A 14,491-nucleotide genomic window follows, 5' to 3' on the forward strand; every position below is an offset into this window, starting at 1 on the left:
TTCGATTGTTTTATTCATCCACTTATCCACGTGGATCAGAGAGCCGAAACAACGCATTAAGCGCATTACGGAACGTTACCTGGAGGGCATAGTAATTAACAAAAATTAAAATAAAAACCCTTGCTGGCCAACATCACGGGTTTTAAGAATTACGCCCGGAAGTCATTCTTAAATTCTCTAAAACGCATGATGCAGGCATACGAAAATTTAACGTTTACTTTTAGAATCGGGTTCATAAACAGAAGAACGCCTCCGACAAAAAAGATTTTTTCTGTCTTCAAATATTTATCTCCAGCATGGCAAAAACATATTTGCTGTAATAATTGACAGGGTGACAAGTGGAACACAACTTTCTGGATTACTACAACCGGGAGCTAACTTTCGTCAGAGAAATGGCGCAAGAGTTCGCCGAACGTCATCCCAAGATTGCCGGGCGCCTGGGGATGAACGGCATTGAGATTGCCGATCCTTACGTTGAGCGTTTAATCGAGGCGTTTTGTTTCTTATCCGCCAGAACGCAGATAAAGCTGGACGCTGAGTTTCCCAAATTTACCCAGCGCCTGCTGGACATTGTCTATCCGAACTATAACTCCCCAACCCCCTCGATGGGGGTGGTGCAGCTGGCGCCTAACCTCAGCGAGGGCGATCTCACCCAGGGCTACAGGATCCCAAAGCAAAGCGCCTTTTATAGCCGCATTTTGCCCGGTGAGATGACCCGCTGCGAGTTCAGAAATAACCAGGATGTGACGCTTTGGCCGCTGGAAATTGCCGAGGTACGCCTGACCTCAATCCCCCCGGATATCCCTAATCTTGAACATTACCGCATTAAGCATCATCAATTGAAAGGTGCTTTGCGAATTAAACTAAAGCTGCAGGGAGAGCTGGTTTTTTCTGAACTGAAGGGGCTGAATGAACTGCCGATATATATCCAGGGCGATGAGCGTATCGTCTCTCATACGTTCGAACTGCTTCACGGCAGCCACGTTGCGATGGTGGTACGCAGCGGAGAACGGGAAAAAAACCGTTATCATGTCATCAATGAACAGCCGCTGAAATTTGAAGGCATGGCGCCAGATCAGAGCTTATTGCCGCTACAGTGGAATATGTTTCATGGTCATACGCTGATTCAGGAATATATTTCCTGCCGTGAAAGATTTTATTTTTTCTCACTCACGCAGCTGGCTGAATCCTTTGCGGATAATAACACTAATGAAGTAGAGATAATTATCCTGTTGAATAAGTTACCGCAGGATTTAGTCGCCCACCTGGACGCCTCGCGCTTTCTGCTGTTCTGCACGCCCGTCATTAACCTTTTCCCTAAACGTGTCGACAGGATTGAGGTTAACCGGGCGCTCAATAACTTTCATATCGTGCCGGACCGCAGCCGTCCTCTCGACTATGAGGTGTTCTCGGTCAATAAAGTGTTTGGTCTGCAGGCCGAAACCAGCGAAGAGCTGACCTTTAACCCGCTCTATCAGACCCGCCATAGCGATACCGGCAACTTTGGCCGCTATTTTTCCGTCAACCGCACGGTGAGAACCAAAGAGTCCAGCAGCCGAAAATACGATACCCGCACGCCCTACAGCGGGACTGAAATCTTCATCTCGCTGGTCGATCAGCAAGAAGCGCCTTACGGCGAGCATATTCGCTATCTGCTGGTCGATGCGATGGTCACCAATCGTGATTTGCCCCGCCTGCTGACCAGCAGCGGCAGCCTCGATCTGACAATGTCGGACTCGGTTCCCATTCACGGCGCGCGCTTTGTCAGTTCGCCCAGCGCGCCCCGCTCACCGTTTGCTCTCGGCGAAACGGCCTGGCGCCTGATTCGTCAGCTGAGCTTCAACTATCTGCCGCTGTCGGATATGGACCATGCTCAAGGGGGCGAGGCGCTGCGTAATATGCTGCGGCTGTTCACTACCGCCTCCGATCTGGAGTCTATGGCGCAAATTAACAGTCTCGTGGGCTGCCAGACCCGCCCGGTGGTTCGCCGCCTCTCGGATGAGGGGCTGTTGGTTTACGGGCGCGGCGTGAGCTGTAGCCTGACGGTTGACGAAGAAGGGTTCTCCGGGGTCAGCCCTTATCTGTTTGGGCTGATTATGGAGAACTATTTGTCGCGGCATGCCGCCATCAATATTTTTACCGAAACTGAGCTGCACTCCATGCAGCGAGGCCTGGTCGCCCGCTGGAAAGCGCGCCCGGGCAGGCGAGGCGCGCTATGACCCTCCCGAAGTTGCCACAGGCCTCGTCATTACCGCCAGGGCTGGAAAACTGGTTCGATCCCAGCGCCCCCTGGGATGCGGGATTTATCAGCATTATGCGGGCTATTGCCGCCCGCACGCCGTCCCTGCCGCCGCCGGGTAAGGCCGCGCTCCCCTCTCAGGAGCGCTTCAGGCTCGGCCAGATCTCCAGCATGGCCTTCTCCCCTCGAGAGATAGCGGCCATCCATCAGCAGGACGACAAAATCAAACTGCAGCTTTTTGGGCTGGGGATCTGGGGCGCTCAGGGGGCAATGCCGCTGCACCTCTCTGAGCTGGCTTATTCCCGCTACGAACAGCACGACCCGACGCTGATTGATTTCGTGGATATCTTCCACCACCGGGCGCTGAGCCAGTTTTATCGGGCCTGGTTCTTATCGCAGGACACCGCCTCGCTCGATCGTAAAGAAGACGAGCGTTTTTCATTTTACGTGGGCAGCCTGGTGGGGCTGGATCCCTCCGAGCTCGATCCCGCCCCGCTGCCGATTCACGCCCGCCTGGCGTCATCCGCGCACCTGATTCGAGAAGCACGCAACCCTGATGGCCTGCTAGGCGCCATGGAGTACTACTTCCAGGTTCCGGTGCAGATGGAAGAGTTTGAGCTGCAGTGGATTTTCCTTGAGGGAAAAGATCAAACCGCTTTGGGCGACGACCGCTACGCCGCGCTGCTGGGCGACGGGGCCATCCTCGGGAATACCGTCCTCGACCGGCAGCATAAATTCAAGCTGATGATGGGCCCGCTCACGCTGGCTCAGTACATGCTGTTCAGCCCCTGGGGCAGCGATATGGCGGTGCTGCGCGAGCTGGTTCGAAGTTTTATCGGCTTTGAGTATGCCTGGGATGTGCAGCTGGTGCTTGCCGCCGATCAGGTGCCCCGGGCCACGTTAGACGGCAGCCATCAGCTGGGTTATGCGAGCTGGCTGGAAAGAGAGGCCAGCGAAACCCCCGTTTTCGGGATGAGCTTTGAGCCCGAGATGTACCGCCGGTAGCCCTTCGCCTGGAAGAGAACGTAACCATGGATGAAAAGACACGCACATGAATCAATACGAAAGCCTGACCTGCTCGGACTATTACCAGTCATTGATGCAGCCCTTTCCGGGCGACTCGCCCTGCGGAGAAGCGCTCGATTACGATCCTGCTTTTATCATGCTGCAGTCGCGCCTGCAGCCAAAGCTTGGGGCCGAATACGGCGACTTTGTTGAAGCCGCTGAGCCGGTGAACTGGACGGAAACCGAACGCGACTGCCAGGCCCTGCTGCAAAAAAGCAAAGATGTTCGCCTGGTGGTTATTTTGATGCGCTGCCGCCTGCGTAAGCGCGGGCTGTCTGCGCTGGCCGAAGGCGCGGAGGCGCTGCATGCCCTGCTGCAAAGCTGGCCGGACGACCTTCATCCACAGCTGCTTGACGAAGGGGAGTTCGAGCCAATGCTGCGGGCAAACGCCTTCGCCGAGCTGGAGGATATTGGTGGTCTGCTGACGGATCTGCGCAACCAACCGCTGCCCAAAGCTTCCGGGCTGCAAATTACCGTTAAAGAATTTGAAAAAGCCCATCAGCTGCCGAGAGAAGAAGGTGCGCTGTCGGACGAGGCCGTCGCCGCCATCATTCGCGAATGGCACACCAGCGCACGAGAAGAGATTCGCCCGCTAATGCAGGCCCATTACTTTGTGCAGCAGATAAAACAGATCCTGGCGGAGACGCTGGGGCACGAGGCACCTGAGCTGCCGCTGTTGTCCGGCATTCTTGGCATGTTTAGCCGCGAGTTTGGCAGCGAAATGCCCGCCAGAGATCTCCCTGTGGAAAACGCCCCCGAAAGCGTGCCGGAGCCTGTGCCCACGCAGCCCCCTGGTCAGGTAGCCGTCCCGGCTGATGAAGCCGCCTGGCAGCCTCCTGTCCCGGTGCCTCGTCCTGCGCGGCACGAACCGCAAAAAGGGGTTAATACGCGCGCGCAAGCGCTCCAGCGCCTGCAGGAAATCCGCAGTTGGTTTGCCGTGGCAGAGCCAAGTAGCCCGCTGGTGCCGGTGCTGAAATACGCGGAGGAAAGCATAGGCAAGAGCTTCGCCGAGCTGCAAAAAATGTATCCCCCAGAAGTTATCGCAATGCTGAACCAGGAAAAGGAATAAACAATGTTAAGGATACTCACCCTTCTGATTTCCGGGCTGCTGATGTCGCCTGGCGCATGGGCCGTTTGTACGCTGGCGCGCGGGACTCCCACGCCGCTCACCATTGACGCTAAGACAATCATTATTTCCGCTGATGCGCCGGTGAGTACTTCTACGCCAATAGCCCAATATGACAGCCCGACGGTGGGCGGCGCTGGCGTAGGTTATGACGACTGTATTAAGGGAACAGAGTACGGCAAACGCGCCGTCTCGCTGTCCGGGCAGGATACCTCCACAAAAATTTATGCGACCAACATTCCGGGCATTGGCATCAAAATGCTGGCGAGCAACGGCTCGGCGTTTGGTAATTTCCCGTCGACCAGTTATCTGACTTTCTCAAACGGCAGCTCGGTTGGTTCACTCGATATTCCACCGCAGTCTTTTTACCGAATTGAGTTTTATAAACTCAGCAATAACCTGCGCCTGGCCAATGCCGCGACGGGGGATACCATCCTGCCCGCCGGACAAATTGGCTACAACTATATCCTGTCAGATAACCCCGCGTCGTTCACCCATAGCCTCTCTATCGGGGAAATGAAAATTATCAGTACCCCGGCCTGCACTGCGGATAACGCTAAAACTATCGACTTTAACGACGTGACGCCCACGCTGCTAAAAGCCGGGGTTACCCGCAGCCTGGACTTCGCCATCGTCTGTAAGAGTGACTATGGATCCTACTCGGCCTCCGCGTCGATGATTACCGATACCCCTACGGCAGACGGCGGTTTTATTCGTATCAAAGACTCTGACGGCAATATGGATCGCTTAAAAATCCGCATCACCGACGGCGACAACAAAACCATGAAGGTCGATGGATCCACCTCTGAATCCTCACGGGTTATCACCAGCCAGGGTCCGGCTGAATTTGCCTGGAAAGCGACGCTGCTCCAGGGCAACGGCACGGCGCCTGCCGGTGGCCTGTTCACGGCAAAAGCAGAAATTATTTTTAGTATTCAGTAAGCCAGGGAATAAGGAAATATGGGCAACCCCGCGACAATTTTTATCAGCATTGCCAGCTATCGGGATCCGCAGCTGATCCCAACGCTTCAGGATATGCTGCGCCACGCCAGTCAGCCTGAAAGGCTGCACATTGCCGTATGCTGGCAGGACGATGAGGATCTCAGCCTCTTTACGCGACACGGCTTCGTCCCAATGGGCAGCCGGCATGTTGCCGGACACGAGGCGTTTATTTTCAGTTTCCAGCAGGCCCGAATCGAACTCATCAGCGTGCACTACTATGCCAGCCAGGGGGCCTGCTGGGCGCGGAGCCTCGCGGAATCGCTATTTGAGGCAGCAGACTATTTTCTGCAAATTGATTCCCACTGCCGGTTTATCCCCGGCTGGGATAACGAAATGATAACCACGCTGCGCCAGCTAGCGGCGAAATCTCCCCGGCCAGTGCTCTCCTCCTACCCGCCTGCGTTCGTTCCCGGAGAAGACGAAGAAGCCAGTAAAAAACGTTATGTGAGCCGTTTAATCTTCCGGGAGTTCAACCCGCAGGGGCTCCCGATGTTCAGCTCCACGCCTTTTGAATCTCCCGAACCCGTCAGGGGCAGCTACCTGGCCGGAGGATTTATTTTTACCCGCGGGGACTTCGTAAAAGAGATCCCCAACGACCCACAGATTTTCTTCGCCGGTGAGGAAATAGCCATGGCCGTGCGTGCGTTTAGCCACGGCTACGATATCTACCATCCCCATAAGCCTCTGCTATGGCACTACTATCAGCGCAAAGAGCACAGCAAAGTCTGGGGCGACCACACGAATCAGGCCAAAGAACAGGGCTCCGTTGAGAAGGCCTGGTGGGAGCGCGATGCCGCGTCGAAAAAGCGAGTCAGAACCGTGCTGGGTCTGGAGAGCGAGCCCGAAGGCGGCCTGGCCCCCTATGGGCTGGGAAAGATCAGAACGCTGGCGCAGTTTGAATATCAGGCCGGTATTTGCCTGAAAAACGGCACAGTTTTACCGGAAGTCATGGCCGAGGATAAAGTGAATTTCTTCTCCGACCCGCCCGCCGACCATGCCGAATGGCTACGTCGGCACTTTGCCTGGCATAAGAAGACCCTCACGCTGAGCAAGACTGATTATGAAGCAGACAACGGCGACGTAAGCGCGCTGCATATCAGCGTCTATACCCAACAGAACGAGTTGTTCCACAGGCAAACGCTCACCCGCAGCGAACTGCATGAACTACGCCAAAAAACGTCCTCGGAAGACATCTCGCTTCCGGTGGAATTTAAAACCACCAGCCTAAGCAAACCAGGCTCGATCAGGCTGTGCACCTGGTCAGACAGCCTGGGCTGGGGCACCGTCACGGAGAAGACATGGTGAAAAGTGAAGCCCTTTTTTGTCGATTAGTGAGCGTGGATACCCTGTTTTCCTTTGACGGCATTATTCCCTCTGCGCCGGACTTTCAGCTCAGGCTGATCTCGCTGATTGAGCAGTTCAACAAGGCGCTGCGGGTGGAAAACCAGACGCCTGAAGAAAGCGAGGCGCTGTGCCGGGCGCTGTGTGATTATTTTGATAAGCGCTTAAGCAGTAATGCCCAAAACAACTCTCTGTCCTGGCAACGCTACTCGCTGGTGCAGTATTTCTATGGCTTTGTTGACAGCGAGGAAGCGCTCCCCCTTTCCGCCCGGCTGGATGCCCTGCTCAACGCCGACAGCGAGATCATTTTTCGCTACGCCTGGAAGCTGCTGACGCTGGTGATGCAAATTGAAGGCAGTACCGATGCCCTGGTTTCGCTGCGGGCGGCTAAACGCGCCCGCTATTTTTCACGCGCCCGGGCAGAGACGCCTCCTTCGGAACACGCAACGGCATCCTGGGTGAGCCCGCGGGCCGGGGCGGCAGGATCCCCGCGCTTGATGATCTTCGTCATCGGGCCCTTTGCTGGAAAATGGTTCAGCCAGTCAAACCTGTCATCCGGCAGCGAGCATGGGATCCTGTGGGTGATTGAGGAGAACGCCAACGGGCTGGCCAAACGGATGGCGTATTTAAAGAAAAATAACATCGCCCTTGCTACGATGGCTTACTTCCCGCTGCTTGCCGACGGCTTTGAAAGCAGTAGCATCATGATCGAGCAAATTACCGCCTGGCAATACGCCTTTTCATCCATCCGCCTTTCTGAGCCTTTACCCTGCATGCTGGGGCTCTACACCCGGCTCAGCCAGCAGCGCTCCGCCCACGATCCGGATCGGGCTATCTGGACCGGCGGGCTTGCCGAGCCGCCTTACGGCCACCTCAAGCTTGAGCATCAGTGGGCGAGCCTGCTGGCCGAGCTGGAAGCTAATGACGACGGGAAAGATCTCTACGCCATTCAGCGCCACGCGGTAGCCAGCACGCTGCTTTCCTGGCTGGCTGAAAGCCGTATCATGAACGTGTTACAGACCCTGTTTGACAGCACCCAGCTCGACTTTGCCGGCATCACTCTCGCCGATCACGGCCAGGGATTCACCCGGCATGGGGCCTGGTCCCTGTGGCTTTCAGAGCGATACGGTATTTTGCCCGGCCTGTCGGCTTCTATCGCCCTGCCTCCTCTGCCGGAGATTCCCCTGCCGCCGGTTGAAGAGCCGCCTCCTGCGCCGATTCCACTGCCGGTAGAGATCCCGCGCCGTCGACGCTGGCCTAAAGCGCTCGCCGCCCTGCTGCTGCTGTGCCTCGCGGGCGGCATTGGCTACGCCATACAGCAGGATGCGGTGGAAATTCGCGGCCAGATTAGCCAGATAAAGCCGATCCAAAGGCTACTGGGAATAAATGACAAACCCGATGCATCGGCATTCCTGCAGCTCGTGAACAACGCGCCTTTATTTGAGAACGGCAGCAGTAACCTGATGCCGGAAAGCCAGCACATTCTGACGCAGCTGGTGCCTGAGATGGCGCGCAATCCGCTGCAGATGTATCTGATCATCGGCCATTCTGACAACACCGGCTCTGCCACTGTCAACATGGCCCTGTCCACAGAGCGCGCTCGCGTTATCCGCGACTGGCTGGTGGAACACTCGGGCCTGGCCGCCAGCCAGTTTATCGTTGAAGGCGCGGGCAACTCTCGCCCGATAGCCAGTAACGCCACCCAGGAAGGACGCGCGCAAAACCGCCGCGTCGAAATCATTCCGTTATCTATGCAAGACTACAAGGATTGAGAGAGTCGCTTATGAGTAACAAACCTGTGACCTACCCCCTCAATGAGGGCAGTTTCGTGACGTTGAATCCGCAGGAGGATCAGTCGATCAATATCCTTCGCTACATGGATGAGGATCACAATCCCTATAACATCTTGATCAACCGCACCACTCTTGAAGAAGAGCAGACCGTTGATCAGTTCTGTGAAAAACAGTGGGATAAAATGAAACGCTTCGTCCCGGGATTCGAGGTCGAAGGGAAGAACCTCAGGCATGAGATCGGGCCTGCCAAACTGCCGGTCCTGCAAACCGCGAATAAGTTTCTCGAGGACGGCACCTGGATCCGCCAGGTCTCGTCTATCATTACGCTGCCGAGGCACCCGGTGCTGAACCCGAATAAACGTAAGCTGCTGGTGTTTACCCTGGCTGTAAATAATGATTTCACCGAAGCACAGCGTAAACATTATGTCCGGATTATTAACAGCTTTGTTCCTCTGGAAGCGCCCCTCGGCGAAAGCGAATAACCCTCCCGCTGAAGCATCTCTTCTTTTCGGGGGCTGATGCTTCAGCCCCTTTATTCTTCGCTAAGATTAAAATGAGCCGTAGCGTTTAATGTCTTCAATTGGCCGTTTAAAATACTCTCGCCTGTCCATGACCGTATTTTCTATATCACTGAGCCCGGGGCGCTGATGCCCGATGCAGGGATATACGCCGTACCAGTTTCCCTGAGCCATCAGTTTTAACCAGTTGGTATCCAGTCCGGCTTTATTGCGCGCTTCGCCCTGCTCCATTCGATAAATGGCCCGAGAATAATTGTGCATCAGCGTTCGATAATAAGGCCTGTTCACCAGATAACTGTTTGCCAGAAAAGCGAACTCGACTTTATAAAAAGCGGAACTCACCTTTTTAATGATGTAATAGCTGGCTGAAAGAAACCCCACATCCCAGTCAGTGCGCGCTAACTCACCCAGAAAAATATTAGCTCTTTCAATAGATTGGGGATCCTCATCGAACACCATATCATCTTCAAGAATCAGGACGTTGTTCCAGCCATTTATTTGCGCCATGATCAGGACATTCAGGTGGGACTTTGCACAGCCCAGCGCGCCCTCTTCTTCCTCAATGGCCTGAAAATGGATAATTTTTTCTTCCGGGGCCTGAACCTTCCTTAACTCCGCGATAATTTCGGCCTTTCTATCCTGACGTTTCGCCAGATTGATATAGACAATTTTATCAATAAAATCCCAGTTAATTACGCACATATTCAGCCATTCCAAATAATTGCCAGCTTGTATTTTATCGCAAACTCGATGGCCTTACGGGCAACAGGTCTATTTTAGGATTATGGCTTTATTTTTCTTTCAAGACACTGTCATTGAATCTTTCTCGCCGATAGCCCTGCCGGGGGAAGCTTTTATATTCAGATAAAATTCTGCGGTCACTCAGGAGCGCGAGATTATTTTCATCAAGAGCGTACTGAGCCATCCGCTACTTTTAACGAAAGGCTGAGGAAATTCCCGAGCGTGGCGGAATGTCGATAGCAAAATACCTGACGGTAAGTCCATAACCCTACGCGGCCTGGCCATACAACTTCCCCCGTCATCAAAGCGTAGCGGGAATTATTACAATACGTACTTCGTTGTACATACCGTTACACAGCAACGCTCATCATCGGTGAAAGGCTGGTATATAGTGCAGCGATGCACAGGGATGATTTGTTGTGTTGATAAAAAATAACAAATTTTAAACAAATGGTAGTCATGTAACCTCATATTAATAATGAAAATCAAGAATACTCTCTGCCTACATATCCTGATGGCGCTGCTTGCCGTTCTGGTCTTATGCGTTCCGGCCCTGGTGACGGGCTTGTTCACGCCGCTAACATTCCAGCCGCTGATTAAAAGCATGGACGGTACAGCGAAAGAGCAATCAGAGAAAATAGCGACAATTTCCCATGCATTACAAGGTAATGCATTATTTTTCCTCGGCGCTTCTGAGGTGTCGACATCGGAAGATGAACATTACGCTGTATATAATTACTTTAATAAGCAATTACATCAGCCGGTAGTGGCTTACGGGGATAGTTATGTCGATAACATCACACAATTCCTGCTGCTCTCACGTTTTAAAAACGATATAAATGCCAACAGTAAAATTGTTCTGCTGTTTGCCCCGGACAGTTTTTATTTTGACACTATTCCTCCGGCTATTTTTGCCGATCATTTCCCGGCCGCTATTTTTAACCCACTGATGGCGGATGAAAAAGCCCGTCCTTTCCTGGTCAATTACTTACACCATATTGATGAAGAGGACATCAGCCATTTAACCCTGGGCGAAATGAAAATATATGGCTGGCGGCCAAAAGTAATTTGGCAGTCTATTAATTATGAGTTTGCTAACTTCTGCACCCTGGTAAAAAACTATTGGCTGGCGTGGCTGCGCATTGCGCCTGAACCTCACCGCCCATGGCCCGCTCCCGCTGATAAGTACGCCGCGCCAGACTGGAATGAACAGCTGGCCCATGCCCGCGTATTGAATCAGGTCCGCCAGCAAAGTGCCGCCACCTTGTGGATGGACAAAAGCGTGTATGAAGACGGAAAAACGGCGGAAGAGTGGTATGAAACGCCGGTGGTAAACCGCCAGATGGAAGCCTTCAAGGCCACCATCGATCTGCTCAAATCTCGCCATGCCCAGTTCGTGGTGATTGTCGATCCGCTTAACCCGTGGGCGCTGAAAAACACGCAAAAATTCCAGCCCGTTGACCGCCAGGTCAGGGCGTATCTCGAGCAAAACCAGGTGCGCTATTTCGATATGTACGCCCAGCCTTATCAAAACGGCTGGAACTGGGATCGCCTGCATCCCACCGAGCTGGCGTGGGTTGCTATGGACCGCTTTATTGCCGAGAGCTTTACACGATGAAAACTGCCGTTCGCCTGTTTGTGCTTTACCTCTTGCTGGCCATCACGGTGATCGCATGGTCTTCCGTGGACGACAGCATGAGTATCAAAGTGCATTTTGAATATCAAAAATTCTGAAGGATGAATGATGTATAGCTCCGGGGCATTTTTTTTCTTTCTGTTTTCATCGGCGCTGCTGTTTGCGCTGGTTAACCGCGTACTGCATTACCGGCTGACCTATTTAACAGCATTCTCCGTGCTGGCGGCGCTGGCATGGGGATATATTTTCCAGGGCGATTACCTGGTTCCGGTGGCGGTATTCTTTGCGTTTTATCTTCTTGTCACCCTGAAAGAGAAAGGCTGGTTAAAAACCTGGCAAGCGGTCACCCTCACGCTGCTCCCGCTATTGCTGGTGAAGCTACACCTGAATAATCACTGGGGCATGATTGGCCTGTCATTTATGACCTTCCGCGCCATTGACGTGCTGCTTTACCGCAGCAAAAAAGATGGCCAGAACTTTTTGCATTATTTCTGCTATCTGTTTATGCCGTTTATTATTCTCGCCGGCCCGATGTACCGCTGGAGAACATGGGTGGGCGATATTAATAAGCCGGTATTCAGGCTGACCCGCGAACAGTTTTTACTGGCCGTGGAGCAAATCGTCACCGGCGTGGTGCAGAAGTTTTTGTTTGCGATGCTGATCGACAATCTGGTGATTGAGTCCTGGAGCCACCGGCCGTTCACCCTCACCGTCGGCCTGGTGATGTCGATAGCCTACAGCGCCTATCTCTATTTTGATTTTGCGGGTTATAGCAACATGGCCATCGGTGCCGGACGGCTGTTTGGCCTGAATATTCCGGCTAACTTCAATATGCCGATTCTGGCCAAAAACCCGCAGGACTTCTGGCGCCGGTTCCACATCAGCCTGTCTGAGTGGCTGCGCGACGTGGTCTTTATGCCAATTTACATGAATCTGATGAAGCTCGATTTCTTCCGTCAAAACAAAACCCTGGCACAGAACGTGGGCATCTTCTGCACGCTGTTTTGCATGGGAGCCTGGAACGGGCTTGAACGACACTACGTCATCAGCGGCGCGCTGTTCGGCGCCATTTCCGTTGCCCATAACATGCTGCTTTGGTCAGCCAAACGCAGCCCGGCCTTGAGTAACGGCTTACGCCATCCGGTTATCGCGTTTTTTGGACGAATTCTGACGCTGGCTAGCGCCGCGGTCTCCCTCTACATCTTTAGTGGAATGTCACCTCTATGAACCTTCATCCAGAGCTTCAGGCACTGCAGGATTTTCTGCGTGCGGCATTACTCGACCCCGCGCGCCCCAGCCAGTTAGCCATCAGCGGCAGCGATACCGCCCTGACCTGGCAACAGCTTTCCGTCGCCGCAACCGACTGGGCGCAGCGCTACGCGCAGTGCGAACAGCCCGCCGGCACGCCGGTGGTTTTATACGGGCATCAGCAGGCCGAATTTGCCGTAGCAATTTACAGCTGCCTGCTGCACAACATCCCGTATATTCCGGTGGACTGCATCTACCCGCAGGAGCGGCTGAAAGAGATCTGCCAGCTAGCCAACGCCCCTTATTACTACGACGTCGTGGCGAAGCAGTTTGTCGCGACCGGCGAAACCGGCAGCGTGCTGGCCGAGCCCGATCTGGCTTACATCATGTTTACCTCAGGCAGCACCGGGAAACCGAAAGGCGTGCAGATTGGCCGCGAGAGCCTGTGGCACTTCATGAAGTGGGTACGCGAGGACTTTGCGCTGCCGGAAGTACCGGTGTTAATGAACCACGCGGTATTCAGCTTCGACCTGTCCCTTATTCCTTTACTGGCAAACCTTGCCACCGGCGGGCACATTGTGCTGAACGCCAAGGAAGATATTGCCGCTGAAAACTGGCTCGATCGCCTGAAAACCAACGAAGTTTCGGCCTGGGTTTCCACGCCTTCTTTTGCCTACCAGAAGCTGCTCTCCCCGCAGTTCAGCGCCGAGTATTTGCCCGCGCTGAGCGTGTTTGTGTTCATTGGTGAAGTGCTGAACAAAGCGCTGGTCAGGCAGCTGCGCCGCCGTTTCCCGCAGGCCAAGATCCTGAACTCCTATGGCCCAACGGAAGCTACCATCGCCACCACGGTGATTGAAATTACCGACGAGATCCTGCACAGCGAAAATGACGTGCTGCCGGTGGGCACCATGATGCCGGAATCCCACATGGAGATTACCTCCGAAGGAGAGCTGATTATCTGGGGGAAAAACGTCATGCGCGGTTATCTCGGCCTGCCGCAGGAAAACGCCGCTAAGTTGCTGCACCGCGAAAGCGAGCAATACCGCGGCTACCGCACCGGCGATCTCGGCTACGAAGACGGGCTGCTGTATTGCCAGGGCCGTAACGACAGCCAGATCAAGCTGAACGGCTACCGCATTGAAATCAACGAAATTGAAAACCGCCTGCTGGCGATGTCCGGCATTAGCGAAGCCGTGGTGCTGCCGCTGATGAAGTCCGGCGGCGGCGTGCTGCGCATTGCGGCGTTCTGCGTCACCGGCCTGGCGCCGGAGGCTATCAAAACGTCGCTGGCGAAGGTGATCCCGCCTTATATGGTGCCTTCACAAATCATTATTAAAGACGCTTTGCCGCTGAACCCTAACGGCAAAATCGACCGCAAGCTGCTGGATACCCAGGCTCGCACGAATTAATGACCCAGGAAAATAAGATGGAACAAGAAATTCTCGCCCTGTTTGAAAAAGTGTTATCCCGCAAAGTCGGCTTTAACGATGAGCTGATCGAGTCCGACATTCTCGACTCTATTCTGGCCGTTGATTTGGTGCTGGAAGTACAGGATGTGTACGGCTGCATGATCCCGCCCACGGAAGTCGCCACCGTGCTGAAAACCCCGGCGGATCTGGCGCGTTATATTGAAGAGAATCGCTAATCACGGGTATTAGTGGCCTCGCTCGAACATACGGGAACCGTTCTGCCCCTCACCCCGGCCCTCTCCCCAGAGGGGAGAGGGGGAAAATCAGTAACACCGTATGTTTTATCCCCTCTCCCTTCCAGGGAGAGGGTTAG

At 54.1% G+C, this 14,491-nt stretch carries 12 protein-coding genes; 11 read left to right on the forward strand and 1 reads right to left on the reverse strand.

Annotated features, from left to right (window positions below):
• Positions 1–338: 338 nt before the first annotated feature.
• From tssF to F3J29_RS12915, 7 genes are read left to right on the forward strand one after another with little or no spacing between them, the layout of a single operon-like run.
• Positions 339–2,219, forward strand: coding sequence for a type VI secretion system baseplate subunit TssF (gene tssF / locus F3J29_RS12885; protein ID WP_166866567.1), 1,881 nt, complete (start codon positions 339–341; stop codon positions 2,217–2,219).
• Positions 2,216–3,244, forward strand: coding sequence for a type VI secretion system baseplate subunit TssG (tssG, locus tag F3J29_RS12890; RefSeq protein ID WP_008454357.1), 1,029 nt, complete (start codon positions 2,216–2,218; stop codon positions 3,242–3,244). The genes tssF and tssG overlap by 4 nt, the downstream gene beginning before the upstream one ends.
• Positions 3,245–3,290: 46 nt before the next feature.
• Positions 3,291–4,373, forward strand: a complete 1,083-nt coding sequence (locus tag F3J29_RS12895) for a type VI secretion system protein TssA (protein WP_166866569.1) — start codon at positions 3,291–3,293, stop codon at positions 4,371–4,373.
• Between the two features lie 3 nt (positions 4,374–4,376).
• Positions 4,377–5,372, forward strand: coding sequence for a fimbrial protein (locus tag F3J29_RS12900; RefSeq protein WP_008454353.1), 996 nt, complete (start codon positions 4,377–4,379; stop codon positions 5,370–5,372).
• 18 nt (positions 5,373–5,390) lie between these two features.
• Positions 5,391–6,737 (forward strand): GlcNAc-transferase family protein, encoded by a 1,347-nt coding sequence (locus tag F3J29_RS12905; RefSeq protein ID WP_166866571.1) that lies wholly within the window; start codon positions 5,391–5,393, stop codon positions 6,735–6,737.
• Entirely contained in the window at positions 6,731–8,545 is a 1,815-nt protein-coding gene (locus F3J29_RS12910; protein WP_166866573.1) for an OmpA family protein, read from the forward strand. The genes F3J29_RS12905 and F3J29_RS12910 overlap by 7 nt, the downstream gene beginning before the upstream one ends.
• An 11-nt stretch (positions 8,546–8,556) precedes the next feature.
• Complete coding sequence (locus F3J29_RS12915; RefSeq protein ID WP_166866575.1) at positions 8,557–9,048, forward strand: DcrB-related protein; 492 nt, start codon at positions 8,557–8,559, stop codon at positions 9,046–9,048.
• Positions 9,049–9,114: 66 nt separating this feature from the next.
• Here the strand turns inward: F3J29_RS12915 and F3J29_RS12920 are convergent, their stop codons facing one another.
• The gene (locus F3J29_RS12920; protein WP_286175367.1) at positions 9,115–9,801 is read right to left on the reverse strand and encodes a glycosyltransferase family 25 protein; all 687 of its coding nucleotides are present in this window, start codon (positions 9,799–9,801) and stop codon (positions 9,115–9,117) included.
• 502 nt (positions 9,802–10,303) lie between these two features.
• Here F3J29_RS12920 and F3J29_RS12925 point away from each other — a divergent pair.
• The 4 genes from F3J29_RS12925 to F3J29_RS12940 all read left to right on the forward strand — a co-directional run bounded on the left by F3J29_RS12925 (position 10,304) and on the right by F3J29_RS12940 (position 14,354).
• Entirely contained in the window at positions 10,304–11,443 is a 1,140-nt protein-coding gene (locus F3J29_RS12925) for a D-alanyl-lipoteichoic acid biosynthesis protein DltD (protein WP_166866577.1), read from the forward strand.
• A gap of 126 nt (positions 11,444–11,569) precedes the next feature.
• Entirely contained in the window at positions 11,570–12,688 is a 1,119-nt protein-coding gene (locus F3J29_RS12930) for a membrane-bound O-acyltransferase family protein (protein WP_166866694.1), read from the forward strand.
• A complete protein-coding gene (locus F3J29_RS12935; protein WP_166866578.1) occupies positions 12,685–14,118 on the forward strand; it encodes an AMP-binding protein in 1,434 nt (477 codons plus the stop codon). Before F3J29_RS12930 ends, F3J29_RS12935 begins: the two co-directional genes overlap by 4 nt.
• Before the next feature lie 17 nt (positions 14,119–14,135).
• Complete coding sequence (locus F3J29_RS12940; protein WP_008454337.1) at positions 14,136–14,354, forward strand: acyl carrier protein; 219 nt, start codon at positions 14,136–14,138, stop codon at positions 14,352–14,354.
• The last annotated feature ends 137 nt before the right edge of the window (positions 14,355–14,491 follow it).

This window comes from Enterobacter sp. Cy-643 (assembly GCF_011752815.1).
Classification (GTDB): Bacteria; Pseudomonadota; Gammaproteobacteria; order Enterobacterales; family Enterobacteriaceae; genus Cedecea.